Annotated in this window: 17 protein-coding genes and 4 pseudogenes; 13 read left to right on the forward strand and 8 right to left on the reverse strand. The window is 52.9% G+C overall.

The features are described 5' to 3' along the window. Positions 1-147 precede the first annotated feature (147 nt). The 4 genes from ACP5D4_RS16845 to ACP5D4_RS16860 all read left to right on the forward strand — a co-directional run bounded on the left by ACP5D4_RS16845 (position 148) and on the right by ACP5D4_RS16860 (position 3,565). A complete protein-coding gene (locus ACP5D4_RS16845) occupies positions 148-1,149 on the forward strand; it encodes a zinc-dependent alcohol dehydrogenase family protein (RefSeq protein WP_428012783.1) in 1,002 nt (333 codons plus the stop codon). A 143-nt stretch (positions 1,150-1,292) separates the two neighbouring features. Continuing rightward, the gene (locus tag ACP5D4_RS16850; RefSeq protein ID WP_428012784.1) at positions 1,293-1,880 is read left to right on the forward strand and encodes a DUF3727 domain-containing protein; all 588 of its coding nucleotides are present in this window, start codon (positions 1,293-1,295) and stop codon (positions 1,878-1,880) included. Positions 1,881-1,946: 66 nt separating this feature from the next. Next, on the forward strand, positions 1,947-2,996 hold the full coding sequence (mltG, locus tag ACP5D4_RS16855; protein ID WP_428012785.1) for an endolytic transglycosylase MltG: 1,050 nt from the start codon (positions 1,947-1,949) through the stop codon (positions 2,994-2,996). A 47-nt stretch (positions 2,997-3,043) separates the two neighbouring features. Beyond that, positions 3,044-3,565 carry a YqeG family HAD IIIA-type phosphatase gene (locus tag ACP5D4_RS16860; RefSeq protein ID WP_428012786.1) on the forward strand — a complete coding sequence of 174 codons (522 nt, stop codon included), beginning with the start codon at positions 3,044-3,046 and terminating at the stop codon, positions 3,563-3,565. A gap of 544 nt (positions 3,566-4,109) precedes the next feature. Here ACP5D4_RS16860 and ACP5D4_RS16865 read toward each other — a convergent pair. Further along, a complete protein-coding gene (locus ACP5D4_RS16865) occupies positions 4,110-4,829 on the reverse strand; it encodes a PEP-CTERM sorting domain-containing protein (RefSeq protein ID WP_428012787.1) in 720 nt (239 codons plus the stop codon). Positions 4,830-5,465: 636 nt separating this feature from the next. Here ACP5D4_RS16865 and ACP5D4_RS16870 point away from each other — a divergent pair. The 3 genes from ACP5D4_RS16870 (at position 5,466) to ruvC (ending at position 8,020) form a co-directional block, all read left to right on the forward strand. Beyond that, positions 5,466-6,260: an LmeA family phospholipid-binding protein gene (locus ACP5D4_RS16870; protein WP_428012788.1), complete on the forward strand. Its 795-nt coding sequence runs from the start codon at positions 5,466-5,468 to the stop codon at positions 6,258-6,260. A 170-nt stretch (positions 6,261-6,430) separates the two neighbouring features. Continuing rightward, positions 6,431-7,528 carry a magnesium chelatase ATPase subunit I gene (bchI, locus tag ACP5D4_RS16875; protein WP_428012789.1) on the forward strand — a complete coding sequence of 366 codons (1,098 nt, stop codon included), beginning with the start codon at positions 6,431-6,433 and terminating at the stop codon, positions 7,526-7,528. Then, entirely contained in the window at positions 7,529-8,020 is a 492-nt protein-coding gene (gene ruvC, locus ACP5D4_RS16880; protein WP_428012790.1) for a crossover junction endodeoxyribonuclease RuvC, read from the forward strand. A 13-nt stretch (positions 8,021-8,033) separates the two neighbouring features. Here ruvC and ACP5D4_RS16885 read toward each other — a convergent pair whose 3' ends face one another. Then, positions 8,034-8,489, reverse strand: coding sequence for a Fur family transcriptional regulator (locus tag ACP5D4_RS16885; protein ID WP_428012791.1), 456 nt, complete (start codon positions 8,487-8,489; stop codon positions 8,034-8,036). A gap of 188 nt (positions 8,490-8,677) precedes the next feature. Here ACP5D4_RS16885 and ACP5D4_RS16890 point away from each other — a divergent pair. The 4 genes and pseudogenes from ACP5D4_RS16890 to ACP5D4_RS16905 all read left to right on the forward strand — a co-directional run. Continuing rightward, positions 8,678-9,112: pseudogene (locus ACP5D4_RS16890) on the forward strand (GDP-mannose 4,6-dehydratase); the annotation flags it as partial. Between the two features lie 699 nt (positions 9,113-9,811). Next, positions 9,812-9,958, forward strand: a pseudogene (locus tag ACP5D4_RS16895) (LAGLIDADG family homing endonuclease); the annotation flags it as partial. Positions 9,959-9,997: 39 nt separating this feature from the next. After that, positions 9,998-10,609 (forward strand): annotated as a pseudogene (locus tag ACP5D4_RS16900) (GDP-mannose 4,6-dehydratase); the annotation flags it as partial. A 148-nt stretch (positions 10,610-10,757) separates the two neighbouring features. Beyond that, a complete protein-coding gene (locus ACP5D4_RS16905; RefSeq protein WP_428012792.1) occupies positions 10,758-12,146 on the forward strand; it encodes a UDP-glucose dehydrogenase family protein in 1,389 nt (462 codons plus the stop codon). A 200-nt stretch (positions 12,147-12,346) separates the two neighbouring features. Here the strand turns inward: ACP5D4_RS16905 and pyk are convergent, their stop codons facing one another. Next, a complete protein-coding gene (pyk, locus tag ACP5D4_RS16910; protein ID WP_428012793.1) occupies positions 12,347-13,774 on the reverse strand; it encodes a pyruvate kinase in 1,428 nt (475 codons plus the stop codon). 107 nt (positions 13,775-13,881) lie between these two features. Next, entirely contained in the window at positions 13,882-15,027 is a 1,146-nt protein-coding gene (locus ACP5D4_RS16915; RefSeq protein WP_428012794.1) for an ATP-dependent 6-phosphofructokinase, read from the reverse strand. A gap of 206 nt (positions 15,028-15,233) precedes the next feature. Here ACP5D4_RS16915 and ACP5D4_RS16920 point away from each other — a divergent pair, with 206 nt between their 5' ends. After that, on the forward strand, positions 15,234-15,536 hold the full coding sequence (locus ACP5D4_RS16920; RefSeq protein ID WP_428012795.1) for a hypothetical protein: 303 nt from the start codon (positions 15,234-15,236) through the stop codon (positions 15,534-15,536). Positions 15,537-15,609: 73 nt separating this feature from the next. Then, positions 15,610-16,173 carry a thioredoxin family protein gene (locus tag ACP5D4_RS16925; protein ID WP_428012796.1) on the forward strand — a complete coding sequence of 188 codons (564 nt, stop codon included), beginning with the start codon at positions 15,610-15,612 and terminating at the stop codon, positions 16,171-16,173. Between the two features lie 98 nt (positions 16,174-16,271). Here ACP5D4_RS16925 and ACP5D4_RS16930 read toward each other — a convergent pair whose 3' ends face one another. The 4 genes and pseudogenes from ACP5D4_RS16930 to ACP5D4_RS16945 all read right to left on the reverse strand — a co-directional run. Further along, a complete protein-coding gene (locus ACP5D4_RS16930) occupies positions 16,272-16,529 on the reverse strand; it encodes a hypothetical protein (RefSeq protein ID WP_428012797.1) in 258 nt (85 codons plus the stop codon). Beyond that, entirely contained in the window at positions 16,520-17,128 is a 609-nt protein-coding gene (locus tag ACP5D4_RS16935) for a hypothetical protein (protein ID WP_428012798.1), read from the reverse strand. The genes ACP5D4_RS16930 and ACP5D4_RS16935 overlap by 10 nt, the downstream gene beginning before the upstream one ends. Before the next feature lie 180 nt (positions 17,129-17,308). After that, positions 17,309-17,530 carry a hypothetical protein gene (locus ACP5D4_RS16940; protein WP_428012799.1) on the reverse strand — a complete coding sequence of 74 codons (222 nt, stop codon included), beginning with the start codon at positions 17,528-17,530 and terminating at the stop codon, positions 17,309-17,311. Positions 17,531-17,546: 16 nt separating this feature from the next. Beyond that, positions 17,547-17,955, reverse strand: a pseudogene (locus ACP5D4_RS16945) (NACHT domain-containing protein); the annotation flags it as partial.

A 17,955-nucleotide genomic window follows, 5' to 3' on the forward strand; every position in this document is an offset into this window, starting at 1 on the left:
GATGAGGTGATGAGGTGATGAGGTGATGAGGTGATGAGGTGATGAGGTGATGAGAGAATTTCACATCGTCACCTTATCCGGTTATTTCATCATCACTCTTCTCCGTTTCCTGTAGATACGCGATGTGAAGAGTTGGGAGAAATGTCGATGAAAGCAGTGGTGATGACGGCGGCGGGTGCGCCCGAGGTTTTACAACTTCAAGATGTGGCGAAACCGGAACTTCGATCGAATACCGATGTGTTAGTCCGCCTGAAAGCGGCCGGCGTTAACCCCATCGATACCAAAGTTCGCCAGCGGGGAACCTTTTACCCCGACTTGTCCCCCGCGATTCTCGGCTGCGACGGGGCGGGAATCATCGAAGCTACGGGGTCTGACGTCGAACGCTTCCAAGTGGGCGACGAGGTGTATTTTTGTAACGGTGGCTTGGGCGGCCCTCGGGGGAATTACGCCGAATACGCTGTTGTCGAACAGCACTGTCTGGCCTTGAAACCGCAAACTCTCAGTTTCGAGGAAGCCGCCGCCGCTCCTCTCGTGTTGATTACCGCCTGGGAAGCTCTCTACGATCGCGCCCGCATTCAAGCCGGACAAACGGTTTTGGTTCACGCGGGAGCGGGGGGCGTCGGCCACGTGGCGATTCAGTTGGCCAAACTCCAAGGAACTCGCGTTTTTACAACGGTTGGCAATACACAAAAGGCGAATTTTGTCAAGCAACTGGGCGCGGATTTGCCGATTTTATATAAAGAGCGGGATTTCGTAGAGGCGGCTATCGACGCCACGAACGGCGAAGGGGTAGACGTGGCCTTCGATACGGTCGGTAAAGAGACCTTTTACAAAAGTTGCGAAGCGGTGAAAGTCTACGGCGACATCGTGACGCTGCTGCAACCGAGCGACGACGGAAATTTAAAAACCGCCCGCCAGCGCAACCTTCGCCTCGGCTTAGAGTTAATGCTGACGCCGATGTTAATGGATTTAAAAGACGAACAAGCCGAGCAAGCAAAGATTTTACAGCAGTGCGCTCCGCTCATCGATCGCGGCCAGTTAAAAATTCAACTCACGCGAACCTATCCCCTCGCCGAAGCCGCCGCCGCCCACACCGCCATAGAAGAAGGCTCGATGACAGGCAAACTCGCCCTCCTCATCGGGGGATGATGGGGTGATGGTACGATCGAGGTGCAATTCTCCCCGGCTCCCCCATCTCCCCGGCTCCCCGGCCGTGTTATGGTAAGGGAACAAGATCGACCCCTTTCGACGGGTTTCCGTTTCGACGATCGAACCCGAAATTTACCGAACATATGACTCAGCCCTCCCATAAAAACGGGCGCTTTTCCACCACGATCTCGATCGTGACTGACGAGGTGGGACGCTCGCTGCCCTGCTACGTCGAACATCAGTTCGATGTCCAAGGGCAAAACTACGCCGTTTTACTTCCTGTCAACACGCCAGTTGATATCGTGGCGTGGTACGGCGACGATGAAGAGGAAGAAGAAGCCGCTCTCGTGGCCGAGGCAGAACTCGACGAAATTTTCGAGACGGCTAAAGCCGTCCTGGCCGAACACGACTTACTCTTACAACGGACGGCACTCACCCTGACGGTGGTGGGGGAACTCCCCGAACTCGAGGAATTAGAGGACGAGTTCGAGGAGGACTACGAGGGAGACGAGGACCCCGACGCCGAAGAATTAATGTGGTTGGCCAATTTCTACCACGAAGAACAGGAATACTCGATTTACGTTCCTCTCGACCCAATGTTGGTATTGGTGCGACTCGACGAGTCTTCTCAGCCCCACTTGCTCACGGAAGAAGAGTTCGCCAAAATCGAGCCGATTCTGCCCTCCCTAGAAAGTCGGATTGCCGAACGCCTCTTTGAAGGGTTGGATTGAGATCGACTCGCACCCCTCGGGAGCGAGATCGATCGTCTGGAAACCCATTAGATTACAGCAGCCATCGTGAAACGGATTTGGACAGGCGCGTTCTATCTAGCGATTCCCGTTGCCCTGGCAGTGGGAGGATGGCAAGGTTGGTCTTGGTGGAGTTGGGCAAACGCCCCCGTCGCCACTGAGGACGCCGCCTCGATTCAATTGGAAATCCCCGCCGGAACGCCAGCCGGCCAAATCGGACGGGATTTAGAAGAGTTGGGCGTGGTGCGATCAGCGTCGGCTTGGAATCTCTGGGCCCGCTGGCGGCGATGGCGGGAACCCGCGGGAGGCTTTCAAGCGGGGGTATATCGCCTGTCTCCGGGGGATTCGATGCGGGAAATTGCCGATCGCATTTGGAGTGGCGAGGTCGTTGAGGAAAGTTTCACGATTCCTGAAGGTTGGTCGCGCCGCAATATGGCCGCGTATTTTGAGGAACGGGAATTTTTTTCGGCACAGGCGTTTTTGGATGCGACGACGGACATTCCCCGCGATCGATTTCCCTGGTTGCCCGCCGACCTTCCCCATCTCGAAGGGTTTCTCTTTCCCGATACGTACCAGCTTCCGAGTCAGGGGACGACGCCCCAAGCGGTGGTGACACAAATGCTGTCGCAGTTTGAGGCGGTGGCACTGCCGATGTACGAGACGGCTGAAAATCCCCCGTTAGCGTTGACGTTGCGGGACTGGGTAACGCTCAGTTCCATCGTGGAACGGGAAGCGGTGGTGCCGGACGAACGGCGTATCATTGCTGGCGTGTTTGTGGAACGGCTCGATCGCGGCATGAGGTTAGAAGCCGATCCGACGGTGGAATACGCCCTCGGTATCCAACAAACGGTCGATCGACCTCTGACGTTAACTCAAGTGGCCGTCGATTCTCCCTATAATACCTATCGCAATACCGGTTTGCCGCCGACGCCGATCGCCAGTCCCGGTCAAGCGAGTTTGGCGGCAACTCTCGACCCGGAAGAGACGGAATATTTATACTTCGTGGCGCGATACGATGGAACTCATTTGTTCAGTCGAACTTTGGCAGAACACGAAGCGGCCATCGATCGCGTAGAACGAGAACTTTCGACTCAATAACTCTGTCACGTCTCTCTTTCTCTCACAGAATTTCAACATTACCGATCATGTCTTGGGGCAAACTCTTACAGCCAGATTTAGTTCTCGGTGGATCGATTTTGGATTTGACGCCGGAACTGCTAGAAAAGCACGATTTGAAAGGACTCGTTCTCGATGTGGACGAAACCCTCGTTCCCATGGGTCGCCCTCGCGCCTCCAAAGCGTTGCACGATCGCATCGCCGAACTGCGCCAAGTGTCTCAGCTTTGGTTAGTCAGTAACAATACCAGCGAAACCCGCATCGGGGGCATCGCTAAATCTTTGGAATTACCCTACATTCACTTTGCCGCCAAACCCTTTCGCCGCAAACTCTGGCGGGCGGTTTCTGCGATGGATTTACCCGTCGCTCAGGTGGGGATGGTAGGCGATCGACTCTTTACCGACGTTCTCGCCGGAAATCGCATGGGCTTGTTTACTATTCTCGTCGAGCCGATGGTGGATGCCGGGGAAGCGGTACGCCGCTCTCCGGTTCGATCGTTTGAAGTCTGGTTTTCTCAGATTCTCGGGGCATCTTTAACACCCAATCGTTAAATAGTTAATAAGTTATTTAATTTACAAAAATTAACCCAAGTACAGTAATTGTAAAATCCCGAAATATAAAGAAATAATTAGGAATCCGAAATTCCCGGTTACCATCTGGCATTCTAGAGAGAGATTGAAACGGGGTCAGCCTAATAAAGACCCTGAACGATAAACGGGATCGCCTTTGATAAAGATCCTGGCAGTTTAAAGGGGTCGAATTCATAAAGACCCTAACTTATAACAAAACCCCCGATAAAAAGCAGAGATCGAGCGTCGTTTGAATTGCGAGGGCAAGCGGCGCTCGATTTCCGTTTTGTGCTGAGTTGACACGATCCCAGATTGGCGATCGAGCCAGCACCGCCCCAAACCATAAAAATTCCCCGACCTTAAGGTGTAGTCACCTAGACGGGGAAGCTCGCGTACAGTCAGCTAAAAACAGTTAGCTAAAACTGGAAATATCTGCTAGAGTGTTGGGTCGTCTAAAATCCGGTTAAAAACTGGGTATCGAATGGGGGGTTAATTGACAGCCTGGGTGAAACGCCAATTGAGAAAATTAGGCGTCTTGACGACGACGGCGTAATTGCCATCCACCCGCCACGAGACCGATTAAGCCGAGGGTCAAAGAGGGTTCGGGAACCGAAGCCGTACTGCGTTGCGCTTGAGCGTACAGCGTCATGTCTTGATAGTCCATATCGTCGCCGTTTCCCGCATCGTCGAAACCGAGTGCGACAGGATCGTTAAAGGGATCGATCGAGGTGAAATCCCCAGCATTGGTAAACGTCGTTCCGTCGTCGCTAGAGATGGAACCGTGAGAACCGAAGAGGGTTCGTTGAGTTCCGCCGTTGAGGGACGAGGTGGAGTAGACCGTACCATCCGAGCCGCTATCTAAACCGAGGGTATACTCGACGTTGGCTAAGAAGGTAAACTGGGCGAACTGGTTCGTGACAGTGTTTCCGAGACTTCCAATCCAGTCGTCCGCTTTACCTTGAGTTTGGTCGGGCGCTGCGTCGTAAGCTTTGGTTTCTTCAAACAGCGTTGCTAAGGCGTTGTTTAAATCACCGGCCTGAAAAACTCTGAGTGCTGACTGAAACTTGCCGTAAGTTTGATTGAATTCAAAGGTTACGGTGGTATCTTCAGTGAATAAAATTCCGTTGGTTCCGAATTCTTCGCCGCTCTTTAAGCTACCAGCTTCAGCGGGAGCTATCGCCGTAGAAAAAGCTAACGTTGCACCTAGTAAAGGAGCGGCGTAGGTGGTTATGTTTTTTAATGACATGGATTCGTCCTCCAGGAGTCTTGTCGTTGAATCGATCGAACTGTATCTGCAATCCCTTCACCACCCGAAGCGCCATATCGCGGGCGTTTGGATGGTTGAAGGCAAAGCTTAGATTATGAATCTCATTCGATAACACCCAGACCTTTTATATGAAGTGAGAGACCTTAGCTGTACGACTTTCGCTTATAATCGCCTCACGTTCAGTGGCTGTTCGTAAGCAGATAATCAAGATGTACGGTGCGTATATGTAAATTCTAGTCAGTATTTCCCCGCTTGTGTGCGAGGATTAGATGAATTTTCTGTAAAGCTTATGTAAAAGACACCAAAAATTGCGTGTTTGTACATAGAAAAATCTTTAATTTTGCGATCGCAATAGAATATATACGCAATATCCCGGGGGCTTTCTGGATAGTTTTACAAAATGTAGTCGATCGAAAGCCCCTATTTCACGGGAGCAGTTGAGTAGCTTCACGCAAGTGCGCGAGTCGAGGGGTCGGGCGGTCAAAGTCCCCGAGAGGGGAGATCGCGGCGAACCCTCCGCTCGATCCCTCCAAGCCTCGTTTGCAGGCTGCTTCATATTTTGTTACAAAGAAGAAAGTCATCTGTCCTTTGGAATGCCGACGCGCATCGGTCTCTATGTTTGGGAGCTTTACGGGAAACACAGCGTCTGCGGGAACCGACTGGGGCGAGCAAATGCTCAACACGGTCGCCAGTCGGTCGATCGCGCACCTGTTCACCAAAAGCGAGTCGGTTGACGTCCAGATTCGCTGTTCGCCCTCGAGCAAACTGCTCCAGGGGGCGATCGACAGCTTTAAAATGAGCGGTCGCGGCCTCGTCATCCGCAAGCGTTTCCCCGTGCGGGAAATGTCCTTTGAAACAGACACCGTCGCCCTCGACTTCAGTTCCGTCCTCAAAGGAAAACTGAACCTCAAACAACCGACTCAGGCCATCGCCCAAGTCGTGTTGACAGAAGACGGTATCAACGAATCCTTCCACGCCGATCTCGTAACCCGGCGTCTCGAAGACCTGAACTTACCGGGTCTCGAATCCATTTCCGGTGGAAAACCCATCTCGTTTTCTAAGGTATCCATCGAACTTCACGCCAACAACCGCATTCAGCTTCAGGCGGTGGCCAAAAGCCCCGATCGAGACGAAATCCCCATCGCCTTAAGCACCACCATTCAAATCGAGCGTCGGCGTCGCATTGTCTTCACCGAAGCAGAATTTCTCGCCGAAGCCGTTCCCGAAGCGCTGCGGGAAGATTCCGAAACCCTCAGTCGCGCTCTCCTGACGGCTCTCAACGATATGGTGGATCTCGATCGATTCGATCTCGACGGCGTGATGCTTCGCCTCAACCGCCTCGAAACCAAGGGCAAAACCCTACTGTTTAGCGGTTACGCGCAAATCAGCCACTTTCCCAAAAGCGGTTAGATCTCGACCTGAGCCATCTCAGAAAAAAAAGACGACATTCTCAACCGTCCCGAATCGGTGAGTTCCGTGCGAGGGTTCGCGATCGAGGGCGGTACAATGGGGAACGGTCGTTTTTTTTATGCGCCCATAAAATCCCTGAATCTTATACATCGCAAACGTTCTAAAATCGCATGACTGTAACTGCCGAAGCCAGCCCAACTGTCCCGACCCTTCCCCGTCGCCGCGCCGTATTTCCCTTTACGGCCATCGTCGGACAAGAAGAAATGAAACTCGCCCTGTTGCTCAACGTCATCGACCCCAAAGTGGGCGGGGTCATGATTATGGGCGATCGCGGAACGGGTAAATCCACGACGATTCGGGCGTTGGCGGATTTGCTTCCGGAAATGGACGTGGTCGCCGACGATCCGTTTTACAGCGACCCCAACAATCCCGAACTGATGAGCGACGACGTGCGGGAACGCCTCGGCCGGGGCGAAACCTTACCCGTCGCCAAGAAAAAAGTGACGATGGTAGACTTACCCCTCGGCGCCACAGAAGACCGGGTTTGCGGCACCATCGATATTGAAAAAGCCCTCTCTGAAGGGGTGAAAGCCTTCGAGCCGGGTTTGCTGGCCAAAGCCAACCGAGGCATCCTGTACGTGGACGAAGTTAACCTGCTCGACGACCACCTCGTCGACGTGCTGCTCGATTCGGCGGCGTCGGGTTGGAATACCGTCGAACGGGAAGGGATTTCGATTCGTCACCCGGCTAACTTCGTGTTAGTGGGTTCGGGAAACCCGGAAGAAGGGGAATTGCGGCCGCAACTGCTCGATCGATTCGGGATGCACGCCGAAATCCGCACCGTGAAAGATCCCACCTTGCGAGTGAAAATCGTCGAAGAGCGATCGGCGTTCGATCGCAATCCTCAAGGCTACCTCAAACAACACCAAGCCCAACAGCAGGAACTGCAAGAACGGCTCGTCAAAGCCCAAGAATTGCTGTCGTCGGTAGAAGTTGAGTATGACTTGCGCGTGCAAATTTCCCAAGTTTGCGCCGAACTCGACGTAGACGGATTGCGGGGCGATATCGTCACCAACCGCGCGGCGCGGGCCTTAGCCGCCTTTGAAGGACGGGATAACGTCACCGTCGAAGACATTCAGCGCGTCGTGACCCTCTGTCTGCGTCACCGCTTGCGGAAAGATCCCCTCGAGTCGATCGATTCGGGATACAAAGTGCAAAAAGTCTTCGCCGATGTCTTCGGCGTCGAACCTCCTGACGAAACCGACTAGATGGGAGGTTCCGTTAAAAAACAGCGCGTTCTCGGACTCGATCCGGGATTGGCGCGATTGGGGTTCGGGGCGATCGACTGTATTGAAAAGAGCGATCGCCTCGAACCCATCGATTTCGGCATTATACAAACGCCGCCCAAGCAAGCCCTCGGACGGCGTTTGCAAACCATTTACAACGACCTTCACGCTTTGGTCGATCGCTTCCAACCTGACTGCGTAGCCGTCGAAAAACTCTTTTTCTACCGCATGGGAAACACGATCCTCGTCGCGCAAGCGCGGGGAGTGGTATTACTCGTCTTAGCCCAGTACGACTTACCGCTTGTCGAACTGACACCCGCCCAGGTCAAACAAGCCCTAACCGGGTATGGAAACGCTTCAAAAACCGACGTACAAGACGCCGTTGCGCGGGAACTCTCCCTCGACACCGTTCCCAAGCCGGACGACGCCGCCGACGCCCTCGCCGTAGCGATCGCCGCCTGGCTTCAGCGGTGAGGGGATGATGAGTCTAATACGGCGCTAAAGCCCGTTGACAGGCCGGACAGATGGCGTGAATGGTCAATTGACAATCGAGAAGGTGATATCCCTCTTTCTGAGCGGTTTTCGTGCCGATTTTCAAGACGGCATCGCTTTTAAACTCGATGGTCTTGTTGCACTTGACACAAATTAAATGGTGGTGGTGATATGGATACGGTTGGTTGATCTCGTAATGTTTGTGGTCTTCGCCGAGTTCTAGCTCTCTGAGGATTCCCATTCGAGCCATGAGTTTGAGCGTGCGGTAAACGGTGGATAAGCTAATGCGCTGTCCTTCCCGTTGTAAGAGTTCGTATAAATCTTCCGCGCTCAAGTGTTGGCCCTTCGGCAAATGCTGAAACGTTTTGAGAATTGTTTCTCGTTGGGGGGTCATGCGCCATCCCCGCTCGTTCAGCTCGGATTTCAGAGAGGCTGTGGAATAAACAGACATAATGTCAGATAACAAAAGCCTCTATCTGTCTTCTAGGATACACAGGGAGAGGGGTTGTTGTCAATTAATATACTTAGTTGAGAATTATCGAGGAATTCTCGAGGAATTCTCGAGACAAGTTGAAAAATCTGGACAGTTGAGCGATCGCAGGATACCTTGGATGTCAGGTTTTAGCGAGAATTTCGGCGATGAGAATACTAGTTACAGGCGGTGCTGGGTTTCTAGGCTCCCACCTCATCGATCGCCTGATGGAACAAGGGCACGAGGTGATTTGTCTAGATAACTTCTTCACCGGCCACAAGCGCAACATTCTAAAGTGGATGGATTCACCGTACTTCGAGGTGCTTCGCCACGACATCACCGAACCCATCCGCCTGGAAGTCGATCGAATCTACCACCTCGCTTGTCCGGCGTCTCCGGTTCATTACCAATACAACCCCGTTAAAACCGTAAAAACGAGCGTTCTCGGAACGCTCCATATGTTGGGACTGGCAAAACGAGTCAAAGCCAGGTTCCTGCTGGCCTCGACCTCAGAAGTCTACGGCGATCCCACCGTCCACCCCCAAACCGAAGACTATCGGGGGAACGTCAACCCCATCGGGATTCGGGCCTGTTACGACGATCGCACGGAAATTCTGACCCAAGAGGGTTGGGTTCCATTTCCCCAACTCGATCCTCAAACCCCCGTCGCCACCCTCAACGGTGAGGGACAAATCGAATACCACGTTCCCGACGAATATATCGTTCGACCCTACGTCGGCGAACTGCTACGATTTGCCAACGCTAAATTCGACCTCTGCGTAACGCCCAACCACAAACTTTACCTTCGCAGCAAGACCGGAAAACTCAAATTCCTGCAAGCAGACGAAGTGCGCTACGCCAAATCCTGGCGAGTTCCCACGGGGGCAGAATTTAACGGAGTCGAAAAAGAGTGGTTCGAGTTGGGAACGCCCCCGTCTCACGCCAAAGTTCGGGTCAACCGCATCGCCATGGACGACTGGCTCGAATTCCTCGGTTACTACATCTCTGAAGGCTGCACTCACGTCCGCCGTCGCGTCCGGGCTGTCGGCGATACTGACTACGACATTGCCGACTATAACGTTCTTATTGCCCAATCTATCCCCGAAGGACGCGCCCAAATCGCCAACTGTCTCTCCAAGCTGGGCTTTAAATTCTTCCAATCTGACGACCACCAGTTTCGGATTTGTAGCAAGCAACTGGCAGAAATTCTGCTACCTTTGGGCAAATCGGGCGATAAATACATTCCTCGCGAATACCTCAACCTCTCTCCACGTCAATCTCGCATTTTGTTCGACGCCCTGATGAGGGGAGATGGAAGCCAGCGGGGCGATCGTTACACTTATTACACCAAATCCCAACAACTCGCTGACGACGTACAAGAACTCGCACTGCGCTGCGGCTATGCGGCTTCTGTCGTCTCCCACGCCGTCGGTCGCGATTTGTACCGCGTTAATATCCGCCCCGCCGTCGAAGCCGTTCTCGCCGAACCCGAACGAGTGCGATACGGGGGCAACGTCTACTGCGTCAACGTCAAAAATCACGTCATCTGCGTGCGCCGCAACGGACGGGCAGCTTTTTGCGGGAACTGTTACGACGAAGGGAAGCGAATCGCCGAAACCCTAACCTTCGACTACCACCGTCAAAACAACGTGGACATTCGCGTTATCCGCATTTTCAACACCTACGGACCGCGAATGCAGGAACATGACGGACGGGTGGTGAGTAACTTCATCGTCCAAGCCCTGCGGGGAATTCCCCTGACGGTGTACGGCGACGGTTCCCAAACTCGGAGTTTCTGCTACGCCACCGACCTCATCGACGGGATGATGCGGCTGATGGAAAACGAGGAACATATCGGCCCGGTGAATATCGGAAACCCCGACGAATACACGATTTTGGAACTGGCGCAGACGATTCAGAAACTCGTCAACCCCGATGTCGAGATTCAGTTCGCGCCGCTTCCGCAGGACGACCCCAAACAGCGACAACCAGACATCACCCGCGCGAAGGAATGGCTGGGTTGGACGCCGAAAGTGGGGCTAGAAGAGGGATTGAAGCGGACGATCGAAGATTTTCGCCAACGTCTGGCAGCTAAATAACCCGATTCTACGCAACAGACGTTTTTCCGGGTGTATCGACCGCAGCACTGAAGGTGGGGATTGCAAGAATTTGCGATTAAGCTAGTGTACGAAAGCCTCCCAACCCCACGTTGTTGAGGAGTACTTTACTATCTGAGGACGAATTGATATGCGCGTTTGTGTCATCGGTACGGGATACGTCGGTTTGGTGACTGGAGCTTGTTTGGCTCAAATCGGCCATGACGTGATTTGCGTCGATAACAACGAAGAAAAAGTCAAAACCATGAAAGCCGGACGGTCTCCGATTTACGAACCGGGACTGTCGGAAATTATGACGTCTTGCATCGAATCGGGACACATCGAATTCACCACAGATTTAGAAGCAGGCGTCAATCACGGTGATATTCTCTTTATCGCGGTGGGAACGCCGCCACTCCCGACGGGGGAAAGCGATACCCGCTATGTGGAAGCGGTAGCCCGGGGTATCGGCGCCCATCTGAAAGAGGGATATAAGGTCATCGTCAACAAATCGACGGTTCCTATCGGTTCTGGGGACTGGGTTCGATCGATCGTTCTCGACGGTATTGCGGAACGGGAAAAAGCCCTGGTGAGTGCGGGGACTTCTGGAGAGGAACTCGTCGAACATATCGAAGCGGAGTTCGATGTGGTGAGCAACCCGGAATTTCTGCGGGAAGGGTCGGCGGTGTACGATACGTTTAACCCCGATCGCATTGTCTTGGGCAGCAACAGCAGCCGCGCCATCGAGATGATGAAGGAACTCTACGACCCCATCGTGAAGCGGGTGTTGGCGGAGGATAAAGAGTTGCCTCCGGTTCCGGTGGTGGTGACGGATTTGTGTTCGGCGGAGATGATTAAATACGCCGCCAACTCGTTCTTGGCCACGAAGATTAGCTTTATCAACGAAGTGGCGAATATCTGCGATCGAGTCGGTGCCGACGTGACTCAGGTGGCCAAAGGTATCGGCCTCGATTCTCGCATCGGGACGAAGTTCTTGCAAGCGGGGATCGGTTGGGGCGGTTCTTGTTTCCCCAAAGATGTCTCGGCGTTGGTTCACACTTCCGACGATTACGGCTACGACGCGCAATTATTGAAAGCGGCGGTGGAAGTCAACAAACGCCAGCGTCTCATTGCGTTGGAAAAACTGCAACACGAACTGAAAATCCTCAAAGGGAAAACTGTCGGTTTGTTGGGGCTGACGTTTAAACCCGATACGGACGATATGCGCGACGCGCCCTCTCTGTTGTTGATTGAAAATCTCAACCGCTTGGGGGCGAAGGTGAAGGCTTACGACCCCATCGTGTCTCAGTCGGGGCTGAGTTCGGGGCTGTCTGGGGTGTACGTGGAAACGGACACGGAACGCCTGGCTGAAGGCTGCGACGCTCTGGTGTTGGTGACGGATTGGCAACAGTTTCTGTCGTTGGATTACGCGAAAATGGCCAAGGCGATGAACACGCCGATTATGGTGGACGGCCGGAATTTCCTCGATCGCGAGAAGTTGGAATCCCTCGGCTTCCGTTATGTGGGTGTGGGTCGTTAGTACCACATTATAGTCTTTTTGTCAAGAGCAAGCCCCCGGTTTTTTGGAAAAAATCGGGGGCTTGGGGGTTGAGGGGTTCACCACAGAGATACAGAGGGATGGGGTTCGTTCTGGATTTACCACGAGTTTTGTCGGTTTGAGGGTTTCCGAGGCGCGTTTCAGGCAACGCGCCTACAAAAAATCGACAGCACAAACCGCCCCTAAGCCACGATCGCCTGTCCGATGGTGTGAACCTTAATCAAACTGGTGCTTCCCGGCATGCCAATGGGAACCCCCGAAGTAATCACCACCTTGTCGCCTTTTTCCACCAATCCCCGTTCCACGGAAGTATTCACCACCGTCACCATCATCTCGTCAGAACTGTGAACCGTGGGAATCAAACAGGGTTGAACGCCCCAGGACAGCGAAAGTTGGTACTGGGTTGACTCTTCCGGCGTAAAGGCAATAATCGGCGGATAGGGGCGGTATTTCGAGATCGATCGCGCCGTTCCCCCGGAGGAGGTATTACAGAAAATCGCCTTGGCATCGACTTCCGTGGCGATGCGACAGACCGAGGCCGCCACCGATTCCGTCACGCTGAGATCGCCGGGTTGACCCGCTTTCGGATATTTCGATCGCGGCAAAACCTGCTCCGTTTCCAACGCGATATCCCGCATCACCTTTACCGCCTCGATGGGATAGTGACCCACCGCCGTTTCTCCAGAAAGCATGATTGCGTCGGTTCCGTCGAGAATCGAGTTGGCCACGTCCGTGGCCTCAGCCCGAGTGGGATCGGGGGCGTCGATCATCGACTCCAACATCTGCGTCGCCGTAATCACCGGTTTTCCGGCCTCGTTACAGCGTCGAATAATGTCCTTCTGAATCAACGGCACCTCGTGCATGGGCAGTTCCACCCCCATATCCCCTCGGGCGATGAGAATGCCGTCGGCAGCCTTGAGAATGTTATCGAAATCGTCGAGGGCTTCCCGTTTCTCGATTTTGGCGATGACGCGAGTTTTCGCCCCCGCCGCCTCGATCGTCCGTTGCACCGGTTCGATATCGAGAACCGATCGCACGAAGGACACCGCCACCCAATCGACGCCATGCTTCAACCCGAAGCGCAAATCGATTAAATCCTTCTCCGTCACCGAAGTCATCGGTAAGTGGGTTTGGGGTAAATTGACCCCCTTACGGGACAGCAACACGCCGCCGATGGTGGCTTGGGCGCGGATGGTATCGGCCGTGCGTCCGGTGACGACGAATTTCACCCGTCCGTCGTTAATTAACAACGGTTCTCCCGTTCGCACGATGGCAAACACCATCGGCACGGGAAGGGGAATTTCGTGAATGTTATCGCCCGAGTCGGTGGCCACGAAGGTGACTTCCTGGCCGGCTTGGACTTCTAAGCCTTCTGGCGGTAACATTCCTAAGCGAATTTTCGGTCCGCAGAGGTCTTGGAGAACCGCCACGGGCATATTGCGATCGACCCGAAGTCGTTGAATGGTGTCGATCGTTTGAGCGTGAAACTCGTGACTTCCGTGAGAAAAGTTGAGACGGGCAACGTTCATCCCCGCCGCTGCCAGAGATTCCAGCATCGTCGGCGAAGACGTAGCCGGGCCGACGGTGCAGATAATTTTGGTGCGTCGCATAAAACACCTAAGCGCAGGTCTATCGCGTCGAGGGCTTGCCCCAACTGCATTTTAGTGAATGGTTTTTGGAGTGTATCGAACTTGGGTTATCGGAGGTTTATCGGCAGTCAACTGACGATCGAGGGAGGCTTCGCATCTGCGATCGACCCCACCAACGGCGGAATCGCCGAAGCGTTGAGTTCCCCCATATAAATCCCCAAACCTCGGGCAGTCTTCACCAAACAGCCTTGGGGATCGACATAGGTAGGGCTTTTCGCGCAAACCTCCGAGATCGGCACGTTGTCCACTTCCCCGTTTTGCCAAACCACCACGTGGCCGAAGCGTTCCTCCGCCACGAGATCGATCGCGGCGGTTCCCAAGGCCGAGGCGAGAACGCGATCGAACGCCGAGGGGATTCCGCCCCGCTGCACGTGACCGAGAACCGTGACGCGGGCTTCGATGGTATTTTCGGTATAACGGCAGATTTCGTCTGCGATGTAGTTGCCGATTCCCCGCAGGCGGATTTCCCCCTGGGCGTCGGTGTAGGCGCGGGATTCCCCGGACAGGGTTTTCGCCCCTTCCGCCACCACGACGATGGCGAAGCGATGTCCCCAGCGATCGCGCAGTTCGCTGAGTTTTTGACGAACGCCGTCGATGGTATAGGGAATTTCGGGGATGAGTATGACATCAGCACCTCCGGCGATTCCGGCGTGCAGTGCCAGATGTCCCGAATCCCGTCCCATGGTTTCTACCACCATGACGCGATCGTGACTGGCGGCGGTATAACTGAGTTTGTGGAGAGCTTCCACGAGGGTATTGACAGCGGTATCGAAGCCGATCGAGCGTTCGGTGACGGCCACGTCGTTATCGATGGTTTTGGGGATGCCGACGAAGTTCCAATCGCCTTGTTCGGCCAGTTGAGACAAAATCGCCAAACTCCCGTCTCCGCCAATTCCGATTAAAGCGTCGAGACCGAGAGCGTGATAACCCTCGACGATTTCCCCCGCGTGGGCTTCTGTCGGACCGCGGTTGATCGACCCGAGGATGGTTCCCCCCGTACTCAACAGGGGATCGATGCCCCGCATATCGAGACCGTGTACCGTCAAGGCGACGGCTTTTCGATCGAGCAGTCCTTGAGTTGCGTAAGGAATTCCGAGAACCTCCCATCCAAAGCTCAGGGTTGCGTGGCTGACCACGGCTCGGATCGCCGCGTTGAGTCCGGGACAGTCGCCGCCACTGGTCAGGATTCCGATGCGTTTGTGGGTATGTGTCATGGGCTTGGCTGTTGTCGGTAGACGATCCGATATTTGCCTTTACTCTAACTGCGGTCTGTTGTGGATGCATCATTTTTTGGGTTTTATTTGGGATTCTTCTCCAAGGGTTTCCCATGCCGTAACGTTTCGTTGCAATTTCACTTCGTCCGGTGGAAGCGTATTCCACAATGAAATTAGGAAATATCGGGTTTTAGGAGAATTTGACCATGAAACGTCATCGGATGTTGGCCGCGATGGCAGCGTTATCCACCGTTGTGGCCGCCACTCCCGCTCTGGCAGTGTACTGGGTTCGCATGGGAACGGCTTCGACGGGGGAAGTGGTGGCGGTCGATCGCGATAGTATTGGCTGGTATGACGGCAATTTGTACTTTACTTACAGCATCGGCAACGAAGTCATCGATGCGATCGCCTATTGCAGTAGCAACCAGTGGTACGCCGAAGGATACGGAACCTATACGCCCCAAAGCGAAGCCACGCAAAATATGCTCAACTACGTTTGCAATTACTAGCCACGTTTTTTACCCTGAGAAGGCATGTACCCTTGTTTTAACGGAGTTTTTTATGGTTCTCACGCCTTCTACGATGTTAGATCTCGGGGTCTCTGCCCCGCCGTTTTCGCTGCCGGATACAGTATCGGGTAACAGCATTTCTTTAGAAACCTTTTCGGATAAAAAGGCGTTACTCGTCATATTTCTGTGCCAACATTGTCCGTTTGTCAAGCACGTTCGCGACGAACTGGCCAAGATTGGGAAAGATTACAGCGATCGCGGGTTGGGAATCGTCGCCATTAGTTCCAACGACGTGGAAAAATACCCCGACGATTCCCCGGAAAATTTAAAAGCGATGGCGCAAGAGTGCGGCTTTAATTTTCCGGTGTGTTACGACGAAACCCAAGCGGTTGCGAAAGCGTATACGGCTGCTTGTACGCCGGACTTTTTCCTCTTCGACAGCGATCGCAAACTCGCCTACGCCGGACAACTCGACGACAGCCGCCCCGGAAACGACAAACCCGTCAACGGTAAGGATTTGCGGGCGGCCATCGATGCGGTTTTAGAGGATCGTCCCATCGAGATCGATCGTAAACCCAGCGTCGGCTGTAACATCAAATGGAAACCGGGCAACGAACCGGATTATTTCAAGGCCTAAACAGCCTGAAATAGTAGCCTAAAATAGTAGGTTGGGTGGAGCGCCAGCGAAACCCAACATCCATCGAAGTGGGCAGCAATTCCCGCCCCCAATATTCTCTACAGAGTGGGTGAAGGAATCGTATAAGCCAGTATTGAATTTTCCTTGACGTTCGCAATAGCTGAAGGAACGGGTTTTAATTTAATAAAAGCGGTTCCGTTAGACTTGACTTGATAAATCCATTGATAGCCTTCATAAATCGAGGTTTCAATACCTGCAATCCTTGGCGGAAACTGTCCTCGTTCGCGGCCTAGGGCTTTAATCTGTAAGACTTTTTCCGTCATTTTCCACTCGATCTCAAATTGCATCAATTGCATGTATTGATGCCAGCCGTGCCAATTATATGGAGATACCTGCCACACAGCTCGAGCGAGATTTTTTCGTTCGATCGATCCCGCTCGGTCGAACTTGCAGCCGCCGGATTGTTTATCTCGTGATGAGACCATCCACATATCCGCTGCCACCCATTTAAAATAGTTTTTGGGAAACAGTGTTTGGGAAACGTCCACAACAACCGCTCCATCGGGGAGATCCGATCCGGAGAATCCACAACGTCCTCATAGGAATTCGCCGAAAACAAGTCGAGAGCCAAAGCTTCAAATTGTTCGATCTGTGCTTGTCGATCGAGGTTGAATGTAGCTTGCCAATTGTCAGGCATATTCTCCATATGCCGAAGTGCTTGAGCAAACTGTAAATTGACATCCAACATCTTGAGATACTGTCTTGGCGTAGAACAACTAGCCATCAATCGCCCGATCGTCCAGGCGGTTTCAAGTGTCGTAAAAGCTAGTTCGCTTTGTCCGGAGTCATCTTGTTGCATGGCTTGTACGATTAAGATATTAATGGCTGTAACCTGCGCCTCAAAATCCTGCCAATTCAAATCGATACCCTCGGCTTCTACATAAGGAAATCTCACCCTGCGATCAACTTGAATTTGAGGGAGTAACGCGCTGAGTTGGGATATACTATCTTGCTGAAGCTCTAAATATTCTTGAAGTGGCTTAGGAATTGAGAAAGGATCGTATGACGTCTTGTTTGAAAGCTCCTCGATATATCTTTCTAGGAACTTTTCAATCTCTTCACATTCCTGTTCTTCCTAGTTAAATTCATTCTCTTTTAAGTCTTTCCCCCGGCGAATTGATAATTGTTGGAATTCTAACTCAGCGGAACTCAATCCTGTCTTTTGGGAATCTTGCGATTGAGAAATGGAGTCCAGGCATTTTTCCATTTCATCAATTGGCTGACTCAAAATTATATTGACGCCGAACAGCCAAAAAGCTGACAGCATACCAATCAAAGAATTCGCCAGAACCAACACTCGAATTTTTAAAGTACTAGAGTACTTGCTCTAAGGTCAACTGCTGCAAACAAATGGCTCCCTGTAGCTTAAAGTGGTGGTTGAGGGCTTGGTAATCCCGAATCCGACTACAAACCACCAGTTCAGTTTGTCCGTATTTCTGACAAAACTCATTGATAGCATCAACGCAGGCTTCGCGACTGTTTAACGTGACTTCATCTAAACCGTCAAGGAGCAACAACAGCTTTTGCTCTTTTACCCAAGTTTTCGCCGTTTCTTTGCCAACTTGATATTTGCTATTCAGTTCCGAAACCAACCATCGATCGAAGTTCTGTTGTTTGTTTGACCAAGACGATAAATTAAAAACAACAGGGCTCGCTAACGCAATATCGTATTTTGCCCGTCCGATTAAATCTCGAGCCAGCTCCAATAAAGTCGTTGTTTCC

The organism is Baaleninema sp., assembly GCF_049974805.1.
Taxonomy (GTDB): domain Bacteria; phylum Cyanobacteriota; class Cyanobacteriia; order Cyanobacteriales; family Geitlerinemataceae; genus Baaleninema.

Bases quoted from the DNA above. Each gene is read 5' to 3' on its own strand.
- ACP5D4_RS16845 (WP_428012783.1), top strand. From the start codon at position 148: ATGAAAGCAGTGGTGATGACGGCGGCGGGTGCGCCCGAGGTTTTACAA.
- ACP5D4_RS16850 (WP_428012784.1), top strand. From the start codon at position 1,293: ATGACTCAGCCCTCCCATAAAAACGGGCGCTTTTCCACCACGATCTCG.
- ACP5D4_RS16860 (WP_428012786.1), top strand. From the start codon at position 3,044: ATGTCTTGGGGCAAACTCTTACAGCCAGATTTAGTTCTCGGTGGATCG.
- ACP5D4_RS16865 (WP_428012787.1), bottom strand. From the start codon at position 4,829: ATGTCATTAAAAAACATAACCACCTACGCCGCTCCTTTACTAGGTGCA.
- ACP5D4_RS16870 (WP_428012788.1), top strand. From the start codon at position 5,466: ATGTTTGGGAGCTTTACGGGAAACACAGCGTCTGCGGGAACCGACTGG.
- bchI (WP_428012789.1), top strand. From the start codon at position 6,431: ATGACTGTAACTGCCGAAGCCAGCCCAACTGTCCCGACCCTTCCCCGT.
- ruvC (WP_428012790.1), top strand. From the start codon at position 7,529: ATGGGAGGTTCCGTTAAAAAACAGCGCGTTCTCGGACTCGATCCGGGA.
- ACP5D4_RS16885 (WP_428012791.1), bottom strand. From the start codon at position 8,489: ATGTCTGTTTATTCCACAGCCTCTCTGAAATCCGAGCTGAACGAGCGG.
- ACP5D4_RS16905 (WP_428012792.1), top strand. From the start codon at position 10,758: ATGCGCGTTTGTGTCATCGGTACGGGATACGTCGGTTTGGTGACTGGA.
- pyk (WP_428012793.1), bottom strand. From the start codon at position 13,774: ATGCGACGCACCAAAATTATCTGCACCGTCGGCCCGGCTACGTCTTCG.
- ACP5D4_RS16915 (WP_428012794.1), bottom strand. From the start codon at position 15,027: ATGACACATACCCACAAACGCATCGGAATCCTGACCAGTGGCGGCGAC.
- ACP5D4_RS16920 (WP_428012795.1), top strand. From the start codon at position 15,234: ATGAAACGTCATCGGATGTTGGCCGCGATGGCAGCGTTATCCACCGTT.
- ACP5D4_RS16925 (WP_428012796.1), top strand. From the start codon at position 15,610: ATGTTAGATCTCGGGGTCTCTGCCCCGCCGTTTTCGCTGCCGGATACA.
- ACP5D4_RS16930 (WP_428012797.1), bottom strand. From the start codon at position 16,529: ATGCAATTGATGCAATTTGAGATCGAGTGGAAAATGACGGAAAAAGTC.